The sequence below is a fragment of the Streptomyces sp. NPDC033178 genome, assembly GCF_055577685.1.
This window is the reverse complement of sequence record NZ_JBVIPT010000008.1, coordinates 52,869-72,648: the sequence shown is the minus strand read 5'-3', so window position 1 is coordinate 72,648 and position 19,780 is coordinate 52,869. Positions and strand designations below refer to the sequence as shown.

Below are 19,780 nucleotides of genomic sequence, written 5' to 3'. Positions count from 1 at the left end.
CGACCTCAAGTACGCGTGGTCTTCACGGTGTCACCAGGCTCGTGCGTCCATCAGGCTCTCGCCAAAGAGGTTGTACGTTCAGGCTCGAAGGGGCGCGCGAGACTCTCCCGGATCACGCTGTCGCTGGCGCGTAGAGCAGCCGTCAGTTGTCCTCGCAGTTCATCGGGGACGGCCCCTGCCCCGAGGGCACAGGCACGGACCAGAGCGCAGCATTCCTGTGCTTGCCGGTCCGTGGCGAGCGCGGCGAACAGCGGGTGCGCCAGGTTCTCGCGTGCCGCGTAGCCATCTTCGGCGTCCGTCGTCCTGCGGTGGAGATCCTCGACGATGCGACGCGCGCCGGGCGCCTCGGCGGAACCGATCGCGTCAAGGACGGTAAGTCCGAGCCGGATGTCGAAGACGGTCATCCCGGGTTCGGGCTTCCGCTCGGAGTAGGCCGTCACCAGGTCCGCCAGGTGGCTGGCGATCGACTGTCCGGCGCCGCGGCGGCACAGGACGATCAGGCATGCCGTGACGGCTTGCTCCCATGGGGCGCCGGGCATCGTATCGGCGAGGAGGACAGCGGCCCCTGCAGTGTCACCCGCGACGAGAGCGGCGAGTACCGCGACTTGGCGACCGTCGAGCATCCGCTTGCCCACGCCGCGGTGAGCTTCGATGTGTGCTCTGGCCTCGGCCCAACGTCCCCCGGTGGTGAGCGTGCGTGTGCCGTCGGCGAGGAGCACGCGCCACAGCCACGCGCGGACCTCGTGGCGGTCTTCGCCGGTCGCAGTGAGGTCCGCCGGTACCGCGACACCATCGAACCGAGCAGCCGCGCCCGCCTCGACGGCCTCATACAGGTCGAGCAGTCGCTGACGTCCCTCATCGGCGCGGCCGGCGCGGATCCTGAGGCGGGCGAGATTGACGACGGGTTCCAGTCCTCGGATTGCGCTCATGCCGGGCAGGGGGCAGGCGTGGAGGTAGGCAGCGGCGTGCTGGTGGCACATCTCGCGTGCGAGGTCGGGAAGGTCGAGATCGGAGGCGATGAGCGCGGCCTGGTTGTAGACGGCCGATGCGCGCCCCTGGTCGGTCTTCTTCACCGCGGTGTCGGCCAGGTCGACGAGCGCGCGCACGCGCTCAGGCAGGGGCAGACAAGCGGGCCGGAATCGGGCGACGAGCGGGAAGCGCTGGGCTACGGGTCCGTGCGGGTCCATGGATCCCCCGGGGCGTGAGTGAGAACTGCTGAGGCGACGGTGCCCGCCAGCCGTACGACGACGGGCACCGTCCGCTACGTATGGGTCGTCACTGCCAGTCGACGACGATGCGGTTCAGCGGGGTGTCGAGAGCGAAGAGGCCGGGGCGATGCTCGATGGCCGGAGCGTCGAGGGGCTGGATTTCGAACGTGGCCTCGCGGCCTCGGTAGTCGCGGTCCCAGGTGCGGATGGCGTCGGCGACCCTCGCGGCCAGTTCGTCGCTGCCGGGGCCGTGGCCGATGACGCCGAATTCCCAGAGCTTGCCGCCTTCGGGGGACTTCTCCTCCGGCAGGCGCCGCGCCAGGTAGGTGACGGCACCCTTTTCGACGGCCGCAGTTGAGGAGGGGTAGGGGTCGTCGGTGAGCAGAGTGCCCTTGGCACTCTGGGGGAACAGCATCCGGATCAGGCCGGAGGGGAGGGAGCAGGTGACGAACAGTTCCATCCACTCCGGCGATTCCATGGCGCGGACCGTCATGCCGGTCCACTCCTCGGTGCGCGGCTGGTCCAGGACACCGGCGAGGGCGTCGGCGTCGATGTTCTGCCCGGCGGGGGCCTGGAGCCGAACTGTGCCGTCCGCGCTGAGCGGGACGAGTCGGCGGTCGTCGTCGGCGATGCCGCGCCGGAGCGGCATGAAGGTGTTCATCTCGCTGCCGAGGGACAACCATCGGCCGTCGCGCCGCTCGTAGGCGATGGAGCGGGAGACGCTGCCCTTGAGGCGCTGGGGGACGAGGAGCCGTCCGCCGGGCGCGAGTTGCTGCAGCCAGGAGTGCGGCACGCCGTGCGCGCCCACGGTGGCGATGATCCGGTCGTACGGTGCTCCATCGGGGTAGCCGAGGGCCCCGTCGCGGGTCACGGCCTTGACGTTGGTGATCCCAGCGGCGGCGAGGTGCGCGCGGGCACCTTCCACGAGGTCGTCGTCGACGTCCAGAGTGGTCACCTGCCCGCTCTCGCCGACCAGGTGGGCCAGCAGAGCGGCGTTGTAGCCGGTGCCGGCGCCGAGTTCGAGAACGCGCTTGCCGGGCCGGGCGTCGAGCTGGTCCAGCATGAGGGCGACGACGCCCGGCTGGGAGGCGCACGAGATGGACGTGCCGTCGGTGTCGTACTTGATGTGCACCGGTGCGTCGGCGTAGGCGTCTTCGAGTGACGCTTCGGGCACGAACAGGTGGCGGGGCACAGTGCGCAACGCGGTCTCGACGGCGGTCGTGCGGGCGTGACCTTCCGCGCGGAGCTGGTCGACCAGGGCGTTGCGGAGGCGCTCGGCGTCCGCCGTGGGGGTGGCGATTGTGTCGGTGTTCACCGTGCCGACGCTATCGGCGCCGACCGTGGCTTCGGCGGGCGATGCGGTGTTGTCGCTCGTTCCCACGACTACCTCTCGTGCGATGTTGGACAGGGCGCTCTGGTCGTCCCTGAGGAGACCGGCGCGGTTGGCGTGGAAGATCACGTGATGGGCGATGACGGCGCGCAGGCCGCGGGTGAGGGCGCCGCAGTTGGCGAGGTCAGCGAGCGTGGCTCCCGTCCGTTCGAAGGCGGCCACCCATTCGTCGTATGCGTAGAGCGGGCCGTCCTGACGGCAGAGGTCGTGGGCATCGGCGGTCATCAACTTCCGCATGGCCGAGACCAACTCGGCAGCTCGTTCGGGTAGTAGAGGGGTGATGGCCGGCCGGAGGGAGGCGACCTTCGCCCACACGTCGCCCTGTTCGAACCAGTCGAGTCCGGCCGAGCGCATCATGGCGCTCGCCAGCAGGACGGCGGTCTCCCGGCGTCCCAGGTGATCCAGGTTCGGCTGGTAGGTAAGCAGGTGGTGGGAGTCGCGGTGGAAAAATTCGTGGGCGGCGTCCATGGCCTCCGGGCCGCCGAACGTGTCGACCTCGGGCTCGTAGATGCAGGGCAGCCACGACACGGCTACGCCGTCGCCGACGAGATCGCTCAGCAGCGACTCGATGACCGGTGAGGGTTCCTCAGCGAGGTAACGCAGCGGCCAGGGGTGCTTGTTCATGAACCACCAGCCGGTGAGCTGCCCGTCGGCCTGAGCCGTGATCAGAGCTGGGCCGATGCGTTCGGTGATGACGCGCCGGGCGCTCTCGCGGTCGACGAAGGTGATGTTGTGCTGCTGCCAGCGGTCGGAGGCCATGTGGGTCCTTCGGTCGGCGGATCATGCGATGAGCAGGCAGGCGTCCCAGGCGGACCGGGGCGGTTCGGCGGTGCTGGGCGCGAGGAGCGCCAGGGCTGTGCCGGTGGCGCCGTCGAGTAGACCGGGGCCTCGTTCCTCGTCCTGGATGAGCGCCGTGGCGGTGAGTTCGGGGTCGGTGCCCGGCAGGTGGACCGCAGCCAGGAGCGCTGGGATGACGGCGCGGAGCTGGCCCACGGTCGAGGGGTGGGCGTCGTCGGCCGTACGGGCGGCGATGTGGGCGAGGCCAGCGAGGCCGTGGCACAGGCCGTTGTCCGTGGTGGCCTTGAGTTGGTCGGGATCGGTGAGGGCGGCCACGAGCGCGTTCTCAGCGTCGATCTGGCGGTCGGTGTCGCCAAGGGCGAGTGCGGCGAGTTGTTGGGCGCGGGCGAGGCCGGCGGTGCCGTAGCACCAGGAAGGCCGCCGGAGCGCGGACGGGGCGAGGCGCCCGGTACGCAGCTCGTCCTGGGTGACCCAGTACGGCCAGGCCGGTCCGCGACCGGTCTCCTCCTGCCAGTGGTCCAGCCACGCCAGGATTGTGCGCAGTGCTGCGTGGTGGCCTTCGGCGAGGGCGCCGTTCCTGGCGGCGAGGGCCAAGAGCGCGAGCACGCCGCCGATGCCGTGTGCCATGCCGGTGTTGGCGTGTCCGCCAGGGAACCGGTCGTCGTCGGGGCTGCCAGAGGGGCCTGTCTCCGTCCACCAGCCCGGCAGGGTCTCGCCTTGGCGGGTGATCCGCTCGGTGAGGCGCACGCAGTAGTCGAGGACGGCGCGCATCGTGGAGCTGCCGGGGTCACGGCGCAGGAGATAGGCCCCGTACCCGGTGAGGCCGCGGATGGTGTCGAACTCGGCGAGCTCCGGCAGGCGTCCGGCATCGATGCGTCGATGTGCGGCGTCGAGGCGGTGTACGGCGTCGATCTCGATCTGCCGGTCCATCGCGTTAAGGGCGCGCTGGTAGGAGCCGGGCAGGTGGTCGGCGGCACAGGCCAGGGCGTGGGCGAAGGCAGGCACCCCGTAGAAGGGATGACTGTCGGGACCGCTGGTGAACGGCTCCCGCGAGGCGGCGGCCAGCCAGTCGTGGGCGCGCTGCCACGGTCCCAGGCTGTTCGCGGCCCGCTCGATGTGCAGGAGCGCGATACCGGGAGGCCCGTAAGCGAGGTGCTGCCGGTCCGAGGACGTTGCCCGGAGTGCGAAGGGCGCCGTGTAGGGGTCGGCGAGCTGGGCAGCGATGGCGTCGATCAGATCGAGCGCGGGGTGGGCGGTCATGAGGTCCTCCCGGTAGTGCGGGCGGTCCAGGCCAGGGCGGTGGCGCGCGCCAGGTAGAGGCACACCTCTTCCTCGGGGAAGTTCACGGCGATGTGCCGCACGAAGTGGACGTGCAGCAGGGAGATCAGGACGTCGTCGATGGCGATGCCCTGGGTGTCCGGGCCCGGTAGGTGCTGCCGGTACCCGGCGAGTGCCGTATCCCGGTCTGCCCACCCCGACACGATGGCGTCTCCGCCTGGGACATGGCGTAGCGCTGCCCAGTCGTCGGACGGGTCGGCGAGCCGTACGGCCTCGGTGAACTGCGGGCGCGGAACGGGCACGGGGGCTGTCGGCGGGATGTGGTCGATCAGCCACCGCATCGCCACTTCGGTGCTGCCGAGGAACGCGGAGGCGACGGCGACGGTATGGGCCGCCACCAGCGTGCGCGGGCCGGGGCGTTGCGGCTGCGCGAGCTGGGTCAGGACGGCGCGTGAGTCCGCCCGGAACACCTCCTCGGCCGCCTCCCATGCGGTGCCGGAGCCCCAGCGGCCCATCTCGCGGTACGAGGTGGAGTACCGCAGATCGGCCAGCAGGCCGACGTTGCGCAGCTCGTCGGCCCAGGAACTCACCGCATGGGCCGTCTCGGCGAAGGCTTCAGGGACGGGGAGTGCGATGCGTACGCGAAGGTGTTGGTCCGGGTCGCGGAAGCGGATGAACCACCACGGTGGGTTGCCGAGTTGTTCGAGGAGGACAGGCAAGTGCTGGGAAAGCAGGGCGTCTTGGCGCCGGGCATCTCCGTACAGAGTGGCAAGAAGTACGGGGGAGGAAGCGGGGGTCTGGATCTGGGCCGGGCAGAGGATGCGGGCCTGAGTGGGGGCGGGCAGGGGCGGCCATGTCGACGGTCGGGTCGCCTTGAGGGGCACTACGACCTCGTGGGCTCGCCCGTCGCACCAGCCGTACGCCTCCGGTTCCGGGGCCTCGACGAGCACGGCCAGGTCCGTACGGTCGAGGTGTTGGCGCAGTATCGTCCGGTGGCCGGCCTCGTCGAGGTCGAGGAAGAGGCGTCGGTCGTCCTCCACGAGGTGGACGCGGCGAGGCAGCCGCCGCCGGGCCCGCCAGTCGGCGAGGGCGGCGTCCCACTCGGCCCGGGGGCGGGCGCGGCCGGGCAGCTCGGACGTCTCCAGCCGCCAGCGTGCCGGGGCCAGCACCGTGCGCCCGTACCGCAGACGTGGAAGGAACGGCATCGCCGCGGCGGCGCCCCAGTCGAACACGGTGACCTGCGCGCACTGCGCGCGGGACAGTTCCGTGAGGAACCGCACCAGCGGCGGAGTGTGGGTGAGCAGGTTCAACGCGTGCACCCCGACAGCCTCGACACGGTGGCCGCGGTTAGGGGCGGCCAGGTACATGCGGCGGCCGTCGCACCCCACTGCCAAGTCCTCCGGGGTGAGGACGGGGTCCTCCGATGCGCGGTGTTCCTGGAGGCTGATCACGGTGGGCAGGGCCTGCGGGGCGCGAGTGACGTGGGCGCTCTCAGGGAGCAGCGGCGGGAAAGAAAGCTGCGCGGGCACGGTATTGCCGTCCGCAGCTGGAAGGTCGGCGAGTTCTGTGGTCAGGGCCTCGCGGTCGGCGGGGGTCAGCACGCTGAGGAACCGGCCCGTGGAGACGCCGGCACCTCGGGACACGCTCACGACCTCCAGCCGGAACCGCCCGCGCTGCAACTCTCCGAGGCTGGCCGCGTGCACCCGCACACCCACCTCCAAGTGCGGCGGCAGCCGGGGCTCTTCGGGCCCCAGATCCAGGGTCGCGACCAGTTCGTCGGTGAGTAGCACCTCGTCGCGGCCGTCGAGTACGGCGGCCTGCGCCAGCCGTACGAGGGCGTCGTCCCGGGCGGAGAGGCGAGGGCGACGCGCGTCGGCCGGACTGCCCGGGTAGCCGTCGGGATATCCGGTGCCGCTGTCCGACACGACCTCCTGGAGCGGCACCATCGTGCCGATGCCATACCGCTCGTAGAACCGTTGGTGGTACTCGCCCCACGCCGCGGTCCCGTACGGGCGGGTGCTCACCCGGGTCAGGACGAGGGCCGCACGCTCGATCTCCCGGGCCACTTCGTCCGGCAGAACGATCTGCGCGTCCAGGCGCAGGTCGAGGGCGACGGGGTGGCGGCGCAGGCCGGGCACGAGGGCCCGCATCCGTGCTGCGACGCTGTCCCGGCCACCGCGCGTGGCGCACTCCTCCAGTCCCGCCCGGACCGCGCGAACGTCACGCACTGTCTCTGTGACCGGAGCGAGGTTTCCGGCATCGATCGCATCGAGTTGGCCCAGCAGATAGCCGAGGGCGTCGGTCTCGGTGCTCGGCGCGTGCAAGCTCGTGATCAGCACCCGCCGCCGGATCAGCTCCGCCAGCAGATGACGCGCCCTCTCCGCCCCTGCCTCGGGGAACTCTGCCCGGAGCTTGTTCACGAGCATTCCGACCTGGATCGGCGCCCGGGCCACGGCGAGGACCGCGCGTACCGGTACGGTCAGGGCCAGGGACGTTTCGACCGCGCGAGTCCGGTCGTCCTGGACGTCAGGCTGGAACGGCACGATGAGCCGGTCTCCCCGGCTGGACACGGTGTTGTTGACGACGACGGGCAGCCGTTCGAGGAGGTCCGGGCACGACTCCAGCCGGTCGACCACGGCGGCCAGCCACTCAGCCCCCGCGCGGCCGACGGCTACATGCCCTGCGCCCCAGCCCGAACTCGCCTGTGGACCGAACTCTGCGGTGGTCACGCCGGCGAACAGGCCGAACGGCGTAGCCCGGTGCTCGGCCCGCAGCAGATAGCGGGCCACGGACTGCGCCGCGCGCCGTACGTCCCGCAGAGGAGGCCGCTCGGCCTTGCACATGATCTGTAATTGCGCGGCCAGGACTGGGCTGGAGTGTTGCAGTGCCTCGGCGACATCCTGGTTCGCCCAGACCGCACGCAGCCACGTAACCCAGGCCGCCAAGCTGCTGGGCGAGCGGTCATCGAGGTCAGGGCACGGAGGAACCGGCAGTGACGGCCGGGCTACGGCGCGCACGAGAGCTGTTGTGCCGGTTCGGAACGCTGCGGGCGGAGCAATCACCAACTACCTCCGTAGGGCGTGGGGACGGGCGGCTGGTGCCGCCACGCCGGGGCGCGGCGGCACCAGCCCGGAGTGACCTGAGTTCCGGGTCAGGCGACGTTGGTGGTGCAGGCTCCACAGGTGGAACCGCAGCCGTCGTCGGTCAGATTGACCAGGCCCGCCGGGTCGGCGATCTCGACAAGAGAAACGTCGAGGTCGAAGCCGTCCGATGATCCCGGACTCTGCGGGTGCACTTCGGTACGGCCGGGAACTACGCGGTTACGGGTCATGCTCCAACTCCTAGTAATCGTTGGTGTGTTGCTGGACCGTGGTGCTCACCAGGACCCATCACACGGAGCGCCGCCGGACGGCCTGCTCCCCGGACGGTTCCTGGCCCACCCGGCACGAGGGGACGTGACCCGCGACGGATTCCTCGCGGGCTGCCTGCCTCGCACCGGGAAGTCGTGTGCCGGGAGTCTGATCAAGCGGTCGCCGGTCGCCGCTCCATGTCGTCGCCGAGTGCCTGAGCTTGAGGCGGTCGAGGCACGGCTCGAACGCGTAGAAGGTGGCGTGTTGCCCATCCCCTGCACCCGGCCGCTCGCTCCCAGCGGGCGGGCGCAGAGGGCATAGCCCATGGCCATCTGCTGGCGGGGCGGAGGTGGGCGACATGCTGGAGCGGCGGGCTCGCCGTAGCCGGGCTATTCACGCGCCGTCCTTGACACGGAGTTCGGCCCAGACTTCCTTGCCCCACGGGCGCCTGCCCGAGCCATGCAGGTCGTAGCCCCAGCGGTCGGCGACTGCGTCGATGAGGAACAACCCGCGGCCCGACTCGTCATCGTCATCGGCCTGGCTGAGAATCGGCAAGCTCGCCGGCGCCCGGTCCAACACCCCGACACGCAGCCGTGTCGCGCTCGGACGCTCGACCATCAGGCGGACCTCGTGGCACGGGGTGTGCCTGGAGGCGTTCGCGATCAGCTCCGTGATGATCAGCGCGGCGTGGTCGGTGAGGCTGTCGAGGTGCCATATGCCGAGGACGTCCCGGAGGAGATGACGGCCGATCTCGGCCGTGGACGGCTCGCAAGGGAAGGTCTGGCTGTAGGCGGGGTGGCCGACGGAGGCGACGCGAACTTGCGTAGTGAGACTCGTCATTGGGGGGCTTTCGGGTTGTCTCGGCGCCCGGCCCACTTCCGCGGGGGAACCTCAGAGGCGGGCCGGGCCGTCAACAGTCGTCCGCACGGTGGGGAGTGGCGGGCGACTGACAACAAGACAACTCCCTTTCGGGACAAGGTGATTAGGGCGATCAGCCGTCCTTACAACCGAAGAGCCTAGGGCGATTTGACTTTCCCTTTACCTGGTGTGGGAGGGGGAGTGAGAGCTACCGTGCGGTCATGGACACCACGCGCAACACCGTTCTTGAGGCGTGGATGGCCGAACACGGCTACAGCTCCAACAGCCTTGCTGACGCTGTGAACAGGGCTTTAGAGCAGCTGACCGGGAGGCATGGCGGCCTCGACGGCTCATCGGTCCGGGACTGGAAGGCAGGCCGGGTCACATGGCCCAAATCGGCTACCCGCAAGGCACTTGAGGACGTCAGTGGTCTGCCTGCCATCGCTCTAGGGTTCGTGCCACGGGGCCGGCCTTCGTCCGCCCCGGCCGCATCGCAGCAGGAGGACCCCGACATGAAGCGCCGTACCCTCGTCGGCGGGATCGCAGCGGCTGCCGCAGCAGCCGCTGCTCCCGGCACCGCGTCGCCGCGCCGTATCGGCATGAGTGACGTCGACCGTTTGCAGAAGCGCTTCGCCGAGATCATCGCCAGCGACCACCGCCACGGCGGGCAACTCGGCATCGAGCAGCGGGCTACCGCGCTCGCCGACGAGGCCCTGAACCTCCAGAACGCGGGCAGCGCCAGCCAGCGTGTACGGAGCAGTCTCTATGCCTCCGCAGCGGCGTTCCGTTCCTCGGCGATGTGGGCCGCCATCGACGGTCGCCGCTACGACATCGCCAAGTCGCACATGCGTGAGGCCCAGGCCCTTGCCGAGATGTCCGGCGATCAGGCGATCAAGTTCCGCATCTGGAGTCACGCGGGCACCATGTACCGACACATGGGCCGTCCCGCCGACGCGTTCGCCGCCAACGACGTCGCCCGCAACCTGCACCTCACACGCCGAGATCCCCTGTTCGCGTCTCTCGGCCTGGCCCGGCAGGGGGCCATCCACGGCGCGGCGCAGGACCGCACCGGCACCCGCCGCGCGTTCGAGCAGGCGCAGGACGCCATGCTCCGCGCCGACCCCGCCGACTACCGGCCGGTGTGGCTGCTGGCCTTCTACGACCAGGCCGAGCTGGACTCGTTGGCCTTGTCGGGGTACTTGGCGCTCGGCGACTACCCGACCGCCGAGTTCCACGCCCACCGTTGCCTGTCCGCCCTCCGGCCCCACATGATCCGGTCCCTCGCCATCACCACCACCCGGCTTGCACACGCCCAGCTCGCGCAGGGCGCCGCCGACGCTGCCACAGCCACCGCGATGAAGGTCCCTGCCGAGGCCGCTACCCAGCACGCCCGGGTCACGCGCATGCTGCAGGAGTTCGGGGCCGCGCTCCGCGCCACCGCGCCAGGCAGCTCCAGCGTGCAGACCTGGACCGAGCACGCCGCCACCTGGAGGATGGCCGCATGACCAAGGCACCCGCCGTCGAACTGCGCACGTTCACCACGCTCGACACCGCCCGCGGCGACCTCCTTGACGTGTACGCCGACGTACGCGCCCCGCTGCTCCACCTGCCGAACTACGCGGTCACCGCGTTCGGAGAGCGCCTGGACCGGCACGGCGCCGAACCGGGGTTCACAGCCGTCCTCGCATACGCGGACGGATATCCGGTCGGCTACGCCTACGGCAACACCATCGAGCACGGCGACCGCTACTGGCAGCGCACCAGCCCGGAGCCAGCGGAGAAGTACACCAAGCGTCCGGCCGTGGCCCTGAAGGAGATCGGAGTCCGACCAACCTGGCGGAAGACCGGCACCGCCCGCCGTATCCACGACGCCCTCCTCGCCACCCGCGACGAGCCGTACGCCACGCTCATGGTCAACCCGGCCGCTGGCGACGGAAAGGTCCGCGCGCTCTACGAGTCGTGGGAGTACGAAGACATCGGGCAGAGCCAGCCGTCACCGGCCTCGCCGGTACTCACCGTGATGATCCGCGCCATCCGCTGACCAGTGGCCACGACAGCCCGCCGTCTTCAAGCAGTTGGGCAGGTCGGGGCCCTGGGCGCTTTAGGATCCGAGGGCATCGGTACGGATCTACGGGGGTAAGCGTGGAACCCACAGCCATCGGCACCCGACTCGCCTCGGCCGTCATTGGACCTCTCGTCAAAAAACTCTTCATCACCGGAGGTCCCGGGGCTGGCCTTGTCGACAAGCCGATCCGCATCTCCAGCTACGTATCCTTCAAGGGCGAGAAGCGCACCCTCACCGAGTCCGACGTGCGCGACCTCGCCGCCAAGCTGGTGAGACAAGCCCTGCGTTCCGGTGAACGCCCTTTCCCCAATGACGAGCAGCAAGCCGTCACCGATGCCCTCGCCAGCACCCTCCACGCCCTCGGTGACCTGACCCTCACCGACCTCGAAGCCGTACGCCTTGGCCACTCGGCATTGGCCCGCGAACTGCGTCGCGCGAGCGGCAGTCCCGAGCGTCACCTCACAGCCGATGCCACGTACTTCTACGAGGGCCTGCTCGAAACCGCATGCCTCCACATCCTCAACTTCTTCACGCAACGCTCGACCTTCGTCGCCCGCACCCTGGTCGTACAGGCCCGAGCGGTCGACGAGCTCATCGCGAAGGTCGACGAGTTGATCCGCCGCAATCCGCTGGCCGGTGGCGAGGACGCCGCATTCGAGCAGGCATACCTGGAGCACGTGTCCAAGAAACACGGCAAGCTCACGATCTATGGGATCGATCTCAACAATTCCCCAAGACGGTGGCCGCTGAACGTGGCGTATCTGAATCTAGAGGCTTCACCGTTGTCGGGGCACTGGCAAAGGTTCCGGACATTGTTGCGCGCCGGCCTTCTAGAGGATGGTGATCTCTCGACTCTCACCCCGTCCCAACGTCACTCCTTCTACGCTGCGCTGTCGACGCAAGGCACATTGGACGATCTCCGTCAGCCCGGAGCCGAGGAGTCTCCTGAAAACCTGGACAGCCTCCTCCCGTTCGAGGAACAGGCCAGGCCCCACCAGGGTGACGAAATGCATGCCGACAAGGTGTGGCTCACCTACGACGCCGCTCGATTGATCCGCGATCCGCTCGCAGCCCAGCCCGCGGACCAAGCCCTGGCAGCCAACCACCGAGTCCTACTACGCGGCGAAGCCGGCTCGGGCAAGACCACACTCGTCCAGTGGCTGGCTGTCGCCGCAGCTGGCCAGGACCTCCCCGATCGCATCGAGTACCTCTACGACCGCATCCCCTTCGTTCTACCGCTGCGCACACTCACGCGCCATGGCGAGCGCCTCCCGGCCCCCAAGGACTTTCTCTCTGCCATTGGCTGCCCGCTCACCGGCACTCAGCCTGACGGCTGGGAGAACCGGGTCCTCGGCGCCGGGCGCGGCCTAATCCTCATCGACGGCATCGACGAGATTCCCGACCACGAGCGCGAGCGGACCCGGAGGTGGCTGCTGGAGTTGATCGAAACATACGACCGTGACAACCGATGGCTGGTTACCTCCCGCCCATCGGCTGTGGGCCAGGACTGGCTCACCGAGGACGGTTTCACCGAGCTGACACTGTCGCCTATGAACCCCCCGGACATCGCCACCTTCATCACTCAGTGGCACCATGCCGCACGAATCGATGCCGATGACGCTGCCGACCTCGACGAGTACGAGCGGCAGCTCCTCGCCGCAGTCCGAACCGAGTCCGACATCGGCCGCCTGGCCACCAACCCTTTGATGTGCGGGCTCATCTGCGCCCTCCATCGAGACCGGCGGGGTTATCTCCCCCATGGCCGTAAGGACCTCTACGAGGCCGCGCTCTCCATGCTGCTCAGCCGACGCGACCGAGAACGGGACATGGTGAGCCCCGGACTCCGCGAGGAGCCCCAGCTCGATCTGCTCCAGCGACTCGCCTACTGGCTGATCAAGAATGGCCGTACCGAGATGGACCGTTCCCGCGCGGAGGGCATCATCGCTCGGGCTCTCCCCTCGGTCCCCGAAGTGGCTACCTTGGGTGATGCGCCAACCGTCTTCGAACACTTCCTCCAGCGGAGCGGCCTCCTCCGCGAACCCGCTCCCGACACAGTCGACTTCATCCACCGCACTTTCCAGGACTTCCTCGGCGCTCGAGCCGCCGTCGAGGAAGCCGACTTCGGACTCCTTGTCGGGCATGCAGCGGACGACCAGTGGGAGGACGTCATCCGCATGGCGGTCGCTCTCGCCCGCCCCCGGGAACGTGTCACGATCTTCCGGGAACTCGTGGACGTGGGGGACCGCATCTCCGACAAGCGCGTCCAGGCCCGCGTCTACCTGCTCGCCGCGGCCTGCCTGGAATACGCGACGTCCCTCGAACCTTCCGTACGCCAGGAGGTCGAGCAACGCACCGCCACCCTGATTCCCCCGGGAAACGAGGAAGAGGCACACGCCCTAGCGGAGGTCGGACCCCTGATCCTCCATCTCCTCCCCGGCCCAGAGGAACTCGATGACGGAGTGGCCGCCTATCACGTGACCATCGCAGCTTCCAACGTCAAGTCCGATGCTGCCATCGCGTTTCTGTCCCAGTTCGTCCGCCATCCCTTTCTTCCGGTCCGTGCCCAGCTTCTGTGGGCCTGGCCACGCTTCAACAGCGCTCAGTACGCCGAGGAGGTCGTCGCGCACCTCGACGCGCGCGCCCTCGCTTACACCATCCAGTCCGACGAACAACTGCATCACCTGAAGCGCCTGGAACTGCAGCCGGATATTCTGGATATCAGGGGAGGTGTGTCCCTGGGAGCACTAGCCTCGTATGCTTCCCAGCACACGTTCGCGCAACTCACGCTGTCGAACGCTGAGACATTCGACTTGGGATTCCTCGCCGAGCAAATGACATTGACATCGCTCGTTATCGATGATTGCCCGAATCTCAAGGATCTTTCCGCCATCAGCGGACTCCCCATTCGGCACCTAAACATCACCACCACCGGTTCCAACATCAACTTGCGCCCGGTTTCACGATTGCCGGTCCTGGAATCACTGGTGATCAGCGGACCATCCAGCCAGAGCTGGTCCCCGGAATATTTTCCGAGCCGCGCTCCGCTGGGCAGCCTGCGCGTGTCGGACGGGGCGAGGCCGTTGGGCGGACTCCAAGGGCTCAGTGGCTTTTCCCAACTCACGGATCTCGGACTCAACAAAGCGTCCAGCCCGGCTTCAGCCGATGACTGGCGGGAGATCTCCGGCCTACCAGCGCTAACCGGCCTCAGCGCGAGCGCCGCGTCACTCGAGACCCTTCCGCCAACCGCGGTTCTGGCGAACGTCACCAGCCTGTCTCTCAGCGGTGGCGGCGGGGAACGAGTCGTCCAAGCAGCGGTCAATCGACTGTCCGAAGCGTTTCCCCGGTTGCTCTCATGCGAGTTCACGGGAGACATGACGGCGGAAGGCGACATCGACATTTCACCGTTGGCTCAACTGCACGATCTGCGAGAGCTCTACATCGCCGCGGGAAGTGATCGCATTCGGGGTGCCGGTGCTTTGCCATCCTGGATGAACCTGCGCTTTCTGTGACCCCCTCCTCCAGGCGGCAAGCACCGCCCACAGCAACTAGCTCACGGAAGGGCTGGCTCCCGCTGGTTTGGGTCGAGGTGCCGCTCGCACTCAACTGTCCCGCACAAGCCAGGTATCGGGTTCGATGGGTGTGCCATGTTCGAAATCGGGGGCCGGTTAGGCAGATACCTACGGAAAAGCCCGGGAAAACGCGAGGGCTAGGGAGAGGAGTTTTCCCAGTCCCGGCCCGCTACGGTCGACGTATCCGCAGGCCACGGCCGAAGGGAAACTCCCAAAACAGCTGAATCCCGAGTCAGCCGCTGCATCCCACTCCTGCAACTCCTCCTCCGACAGCAGCCGGCGCTCCGCGGCGATCACCTGTCCGCCGACATCGAAGGCGATGACGACCTCCCGCCGCGTGGACCGGTCAGGCACCCTCCGCACGTCCGGCGGCCAGATGCAGGGCAGGAACACCCACATCGACGCCTCGGCGCAAGCTCCCAGCCCAGCTCGGCCTGCTCCCATACCTCCGGCAGTCGGTCCCCTTCCGGACGTCAACCTCGCCGTGGATCTACCTGGCCGTCGGCTGCCTGCTCGCACTCGGCCTCGCCAGATGGGTGTTCCGGTTGTTGACCCGCCGACGACGGGCCATCGAAGAGAGAGGGACGTTCGCACCGCGCTCCGTCATGGCCCGGTTCCAGGAGTCGTCACTCTCTGGGAGCTGGTACAACGGTCCAGCTCGACGGCAGATACGACGGACAACGGCGCCCGACGACGACCTTCAAAGGGTTGATCGTCCGTACGGTGTCGTGCAAACGCGGACGCTCTACCACAATTGACTGTTACGAGCCGCGCACGCTGGCGAGGGCACATCCAGGGCACATGAGCCTGGGAAACGGCGTTGACCGGTGAGAACTACGGCGAGGGATTTTCGCAGGTCAACGCGCATTTCGCCGCGAAACCCCAGGTCAGCTCCCTCCCGCTCTCAATCGCTACACGAATGGCAGGACTTCAACCATCGGTTGCATGAGGCGGGGCATCAGCCTTCTTGCCTTGTGTGGCCCTGACCCGATCCGGGTTTCCTTCGAACCGGGCGGAGCTTTCGGGCTCCGCCCTCGTCAGTCCGGGAGCGGGCGTCGGGCGGCCGGAGCGCCCTGAGGGCGCGTGGATATGGCGGACGCAAAGGTGTTGCGAGCGCATGGGGCTGGGCGAGGGCAGTGACGCACCCCCGCCCACAGATGTGCGCCGCCGCCGAGTTCAGCCCCGCAACGGCCGCACAAGACGCCCAAGCACCCCCGCCACCAGCGCCGTCTGCGCCGGCACCGTGTCCGGGTAGATGAACTCGCCCTGGGCGTGGGCGCCGTCGCCGACCGCGCCCATGCCGCAGAGGACCGGCAGGCCGAGTGCGGCGACGAAGTTGGCGTCGCTGGCGCCGCCGACGGCGGTGTCGGGCAGGGAGTCACGGCCCTGTTCGCGGGCGACCTCGCGGGCGAGGGCGAGGAGAGGGGCGGAGGCGGCGTTGAGGGTCATCGGGGGGCGGTTCCAGGCGTGGTCGATGTCGATGCGGACGCGCGGGTCGCTCACCTTGATGGCGTCCAGCTCGGCGTCGACCCGGTCCTGTTCGGCCTGGCTGCTGACGCGGATGTCGACGCCGGCGGTGGCCTGTCCGGCGACGACGTTGATGGCCGAACCGCCCCTGAAGAGCCCGGTGTTGATCGTGGTGCCCCGGTCGGGCGCGGCGACCTTCGCCGCGGCGACCACGAACTCCGACAGCGCGGTGATCGCGCTCGCCCCGTCCTGCGGCGCGAGCCCCGCGTGCGACTCGACGCCGGTGGCCGTGACCTGGAAGATCCCGGTGCCCTTGCGGGCGGTCTTGACCGCGCCGTGGGCGGTCGGCTCCAGCACCAGCGTGACGTCGGCCTTCTGCGCGACCTCCTCGATCACCGGCCGCGAGGACAGGGAGCCGATCTCCTCGTCACCGTTGAAGAGGAAGGTGACGGTGGGCACGGGCGCGCCGCTCTCCCGGGCCAGCTTCAGGGCCCAGATGCCCTGGGCCAGACCGGTCTTCATGTCGAAGATGCCCGGCCCGCCGAGCTTCTCCCGCCCGTCCCCGGACGCCTGAGGCTGCTCCCACCCGGCGAGCGTCCCGGTGGGCCACACGGTGTCGTAGTGGCCGACGAGCACGACGTGCCCGACGCCCGTCCCAGCGCCGACGCCCGTCCCAGCGCCGACGCCCGTCCCGGCACCGGCGCCCGTCCCAGCGCCGGTGCCGGTACCGGCGTACGTCAGCGTGAGAGTGTCCCCGCACTCACCGCCCGGGTGGCGGAGCTCGTGGTCCGGCCGCCCGAGCCGCTGGACGGTCAGTTCGCGCAGGAGGTCCAGGCCGGTCGCCAGGCCGGGGAGGTCGTAGCTGCTGGTCTCATGGCGTACGAGGGTCAGGATGTCGTCGACGATCCGCGACGACACCTCCTGGGCGCGGGCGGTGAGGGCGGCGGCTGCGGGTGATGCGGTCATGATCTTCTTTCTCGTACGGAGGCGGGGGCGGCGGCGTTCCTCGGCGGAGGGGTGGGTCAGCCGACGCCGAACGGGATGCCCAGCAGGTACCAGGCCACGAAGAACGCGACCCAGACGACCCAGACGACGGCGGCGATCGGGATCGTGAAGGAGGCCAGCGTGCCGATGCCCGCGGACTTGCGGTACTGCTGGATGAAGCCCAGGGCCATCACGAAGTACGGGCTCATCGGGGTCACGCAGTTGGTGACCGAGTCGGCGACGCGGTAGACGGCCTGGGTCGTCTCGGGCTCGATGCCGACGAGCATCAGCATGGGTACGAGGACGGGAGCGGCCAGCGCCCACAGCGCGGAGCCGCTCGTGATGACGAGGTTCATGAACGTGATCAGCACGGCGATGCCGACCAGTACGGTCCAGCCGTGCATGTCCAGTTCGCGCAGCAGCTCCGCACCCTTGACGGCAAGGATGTTGCCGATGTTCGTCCACTTGAAGTAGGCGAGGAACTGGGAGATCGCGAAGAACAGGACGAGGATCGGCGCCATCGATCGGGTGCCGTCGACCATCGCGGAGATGATGTCGCCGGCGGCGGAGAAGCTCCCCGTCATCCGGCCGTAGACCGTGCCGAGCACGGCGAAGAACACGCCCAGGACGAGCGCCATCCCGCCGATCAGCGGGGATTCCACGATGCCGTCGCCCTCGCCGCGCAGCGGTGAGGACGCGGGGATCATGGCCACCGCCAGGAACGCGATGAAGCCGAGGGCGACCAGACCGGTCACGCGCAGCGCGCGGCGCTGCTGGCCGGTGACCTCGATCGCCTCCAGCTCGTCGGCGTTCAGCTCGGTGACCGGCTCGTCGGGCTCCAGGTCCGAGCGGCGGGCGAGGACCTTGTCGACGACGAGGGTGATCACCAGGGCCACCAGGACCGACGAGCCGAGCCCGAAGAAGTAGTTGGCCACCGGGGTGACGACGTAGTCCGCGTCGATGGTGTGGGCGGCGGCCGTGGAGATCCCGGACAGCAGGACGTCGGTCGTGGTGAGCGACGGGGAGGCGTCGTAGCCGGCGGCGATCGAGACGTAGGCGACGACGCAGCCGAGCACGGGGCTGCGGCCCGCCGCGCGGAAGACCAGGGCGCCGAGCGGGATGAGCGTGACGTAGGCGGCGTCACCGGCGACATGGCTGACCATGGCCGTCATCGACAGCGCGAAGGTCAGGTACTTGCCCGGCACCCGCGCGACCATGCGGCGCAGCAGGGCGGAGAAGAGTCCGCTCCTCTCGGCGACGGCGATGCCGAACATCACGGTGAGGATGGTGGCCAGCGGAGGGAAGGCCGCGAAGTTCTCGACGGCGCCCTCGACGGCCATGGTGAGGCCTGCCCTGCTGAGCAGGTTCTGCACACCGATGGTCTCGTGCGTGCCGGGGTGGACGGCGCTGACACCGACCGCCGCCAGCACGGCGCTGAGGACGGCGACGACGCCCGCGAGGATCCAGAACAGCCAGAACGGATTGGGGAGTCTGTTCCCGACCTTCTCGATCGCCGCGAAACTCCGGAACGCGGCACGCAGGGCTCTCGACCGGGGCTCGGTCGGCTGTGGCTGGGCAGAGGTGGCACTCATCGGTACCTCTTCGTGCATTTGAGGGATGTTTCCGCGAACAATGGCACTCAGATGAGAGATTCTCTATACCCTGGATGTAACGGTGGGATAAATCGGCAGTCTAAGGTGGGGCGCTATGACCCGCCCTCTCCTCGACGAGCTCGACCGGCGCCTCATCGGGGCACTGCATCTGGCACCCCGGGCCACCTGGGACGACATCGGCGCGATCCTGGCCGCCGACGCCGGCACGCTGAAGCGCCGCTACGACCGGCTGCACGAGGCCCGGATGGTCCGCGTGATCGGACAGGCCGACTGGGGCATGCACTCCACGGCGATGCCCGTCCACGTCTTCCTGGACATCACCGGCGAGACCCCGCTGGCCGTCCTGGACCGCCTGCGCAACCTGCCCCACCTCCAGCTCCTGGCACAGATCTCGGGCGACTACCCGCTCTACGCCGTCGTGCACGCCCCCTCCGAGGCGGCCACCAGCGAGGCGATCGACCGGATGTTCTCCGTGCCCGGCGTCCGCCGCGTCAAGGCCCTGCCCGCGCTCAGCACCCTGCGCCGGGGCATCACCTGGGACCCGCAGTTCCTGACCGACACCGAGCGGGCCGGCCTGCTCGAACTCACCGGCACCCGCCTTGAGGGCACCGCGACCGCGACACCCCCCGCCAAACCCCTCAGCGAGGCCGAACGCACCGTCGTCGCCCTGCTGCTCCAGGACAGCCGGGCCTCCACCGCGAGCATCGGCCGGGCCGCGGGCCTGGCCACCTCCACCGCGCACCGGGTCGTCCGCCGGGTCCTCGACGAGCGATGGGTCCAGCCGCGCCTGGAGATCGTGTCGGAATGGCTGGGCTTCCAGACCCCGTTCGTGCTCCGGCTGCGGATCGCGCCCGGCGAGACCCCCGACGTCATGCGCCGCATCGACCGGCTCCCCCAGACCCGGCTCGCCGCCCACGTGGCCAGCGACATGTCCGTCCTCGCCACCGGCCTGGTCACCGACCGATCCGCCCTGGCCCTCTTCATCGACAACGAACTCGCCCGGATCCCGGGCATCCTCGGCGTCAGCGTCGACGTCATGCTCGCCGAACCGCGCCGCTACTGGCTGGACCGCGACCTGACCTCGGGCCTCGGCACGTTCCACGCGCCGACGCTGCTCTGAGCCACCTGAGGCGGAACGCCCGTGAGCCCGGGCGGTCACCTCCCGCGGGAGGTGACCGCCCGGGCTCACGGGCGTTCCGG

At 69.2% G+C, this 19,780-nt stretch carries 13 protein-coding genes; 4 read left to right on the top strand and 9 right to left on the bottom strand.

The features are described 5' to 3' along the window. Window positions 1–50: 50 nt before the first annotated feature. From ACZ5VQ_RS20900 to ACZ5VQ_RS20875, 6 genes are all read right to left on the bottom strand, one after another. Complete coding sequence (locus ACZ5VQ_RS20900) at window positions 51–1,187, bottom strand: hypothetical protein (RefSeq protein WP_469106199.1); 1,137 nt, start codon at window positions 1,185–1,187, stop codon at window positions 51–53. 88 nt (window positions 1,188–1,275) lie between these two features. After that, on the bottom strand, window positions 1,276–3,357 hold the full coding sequence (gene fxlM / locus ACZ5VQ_RS20895; protein ID WP_469106198.1) for a methyltransferase, FxLD system: 2,082 nt from the start codon (window positions 3,355–3,357) through the stop codon (window positions 1,276–1,278). A gap of 21 nt (window positions 3,358–3,378) precedes the next feature. After that, the gene (locus tag ACZ5VQ_RS20890) at window positions 3,379–4,656 is read right to left on the bottom strand and encodes a lanthionine synthetase C family protein (RefSeq protein WP_469106197.1); all 1,278 of its coding nucleotides are present in this window, start codon (window positions 4,654–4,656) and stop codon (window positions 3,379–3,381) included. Then, the gene (locus ACZ5VQ_RS20885) at window positions 4,653–7,619 is read right to left on the bottom strand and encodes a lantibiotic dehydratase (RefSeq protein ID WP_469106196.1); all 2,967 of its coding nucleotides are present in this window, start codon (window positions 7,617–7,619) and stop codon (window positions 4,653–4,655) included. The genes ACZ5VQ_RS20890 and ACZ5VQ_RS20885 overlap by 4 nt, the downstream gene beginning before the upstream one ends. Window positions 7,620–7,825: 206 nt before the next feature. Then, window positions 7,826–8,005: an FxLD family lanthipeptide gene (locus ACZ5VQ_RS20880; RefSeq protein ID WP_469106195.1), complete on the bottom strand. Its 180-nt coding sequence runs from the start codon at window positions 8,003–8,005 to the stop codon at window positions 7,826–7,828. A 412-nt stretch (window positions 8,006–8,417) separates the two neighbouring features. Further along, a complete protein-coding gene (locus tag ACZ5VQ_RS20875; RefSeq protein WP_469106194.1) occupies window positions 8,418–8,864 on the bottom strand; it encodes an ATP-binding protein in 447 nt (148 codons plus the stop codon). A gap of 239 nt (window positions 8,865–9,103) precedes the next feature. Between ACZ5VQ_RS20875 and ACZ5VQ_RS20870 the strand changes: the two genes are divergently transcribed. The 3 genes from ACZ5VQ_RS20870 (at window position 9,104) to ACZ5VQ_RS20860 (ending at window position 14,456) form a co-directional block, all read left to right on the top strand. Further along, on the top strand, window positions 9,104–10,387 hold the full coding sequence (locus ACZ5VQ_RS20870; protein ID WP_469106193.1) for an XRE family transcriptional regulator: 1,284 nt from the start codon (window positions 9,104–9,106) through the stop codon (window positions 10,385–10,387). Continuing rightward, a complete protein-coding gene (locus ACZ5VQ_RS20865; protein ID WP_469106192.1) occupies window positions 10,384–10,923 on the top strand; it encodes a GNAT family N-acetyltransferase in 540 nt (179 codons plus the stop codon). The genes ACZ5VQ_RS20870 and ACZ5VQ_RS20865 overlap by 4 nt, the downstream gene beginning before the upstream one ends. Window positions 10,924–11,024: 101 nt before the next feature. Then, window positions 11,025–14,456, top strand: a complete 3,432-nt coding sequence (locus tag ACZ5VQ_RS20860; protein ID WP_469106191.1) for an NACHT domain-containing protein — start codon at window positions 11,025–11,027, stop codon at window positions 14,454–14,456. 168 nt (window positions 14,457–14,624) lie between these two features. Here the strand turns inward: ACZ5VQ_RS20860 and ACZ5VQ_RS20855 are convergent, their stop codons facing one another. The 3 genes from ACZ5VQ_RS20855 to ACZ5VQ_RS20845 form a co-directional block, all read right to left on the bottom strand. Next, entirely contained in the window at window positions 14,625–14,960 is a 336-nt protein-coding gene (locus ACZ5VQ_RS20855) for a DUF5956 family protein (protein WP_469106190.1), read from the bottom strand. Window positions 14,961–15,692: 732 nt separating this feature from the next. Then, the gene (locus tag ACZ5VQ_RS20850) at window positions 15,693–16,949 is read right to left on the bottom strand and encodes a M20/M25/M40 family metallo-hydrolase (protein WP_469106189.1); all 1,257 of its coding nucleotides are present in this window, start codon (window positions 16,947–16,949) and stop codon (window positions 15,693–15,695) included. 56 nt (window positions 16,950–17,005) lie between these two features. Beyond that, window positions 17,006–18,559 (bottom strand): AbgT family transporter, encoded by a 1,554-nt coding sequence (locus ACZ5VQ_RS20845; protein ID WP_469106188.1) that lies wholly within the window; start codon window positions 18,557–18,559, stop codon window positions 17,006–17,008. Between the two features lie 115 nt (window positions 18,560–18,674). Between ACZ5VQ_RS20845 and ACZ5VQ_RS20840 the strand changes: the two genes are divergently transcribed. Next, window positions 18,675–19,700 (top strand): Lrp/AsnC family transcriptional regulator, encoded by a 1,026-nt coding sequence (locus ACZ5VQ_RS20840; protein ID WP_362088089.1) that lies wholly within the window; start codon window positions 18,675–18,677, stop codon window positions 19,698–19,700. The last annotated feature ends 80 nt before the right edge of the window (window positions 19,701–19,780 follow it).

Coding starts and splice junctions, on each gene's coding strand:
- ACZ5VQ_RS20855 (WP_469106190.1), bottom strand. CDS start 14,960: ATGGGAGCAGGCCGAGCTGGGCTGGGAGCTTGCGCCGAGGCGTCGATG.
- ACZ5VQ_RS20870 (WP_469106193.1), top strand. CDS start 9,104: ATGGACACCACGCGCAACACCGTTCTTGAGGCGTGGATGGCCGAACAC.
- ACZ5VQ_RS20850 (WP_469106189.1), bottom strand. CDS start 16,949: ATGACCGCATCACCCGCAGCCGCCGCCCTCACCGCCCGCGCCCAGGAG.
- ACZ5VQ_RS20875 (WP_469106194.1), bottom strand. CDS start 8,864: ATGACGAGTCTCACTACGCAAGTTCGCGTCGCCTCCGTCGGCCACCCC.
- ACZ5VQ_RS20840 (WP_362088089.1), top strand. CDS start 18,675: ATGACCCGCCCTCTCCTCGACGAGCTCGACCGGCGCCTCATCGGGGCA.
- ACZ5VQ_RS20845 (WP_469106188.1), bottom strand. CDS start 18,559: ATGAGTGCCACCTCTGCCCAGCCACAGCCGACCGAGCCCCGGTCGAGA.
- ACZ5VQ_RS20865 (WP_469106192.1), top strand. CDS start 10,384: ATGACCAAGGCACCCGCCGTCGAACTGCGCACGTTCACCACGCTCGAC.
- ACZ5VQ_RS20880 (WP_469106195.1), bottom strand. CDS start 8,005: ATGACCCGTAACCGCGTAGTTCCCGGCCGTACCGAAGTGCACCCGCAG.
- ACZ5VQ_RS20890 (WP_469106197.1), bottom strand. CDS start 4,656: ATGACCGCCCACCCCGCGCTCGATCTGATCGACGCCATCGCTGCCCAG.
- fxlM (WP_469106198.1), bottom strand. CDS start 3,357: ATGGCCTCCGACCGCTGGCAGCAGCACAACATCACCTTCGTCGACCGC.
- ACZ5VQ_RS20900 (WP_469106199.1), bottom strand. CDS start 1,187: ATGGACCCGCACGGACCCGTAGCCCAGCGCTTCCCGCTCGTCGCCCGA.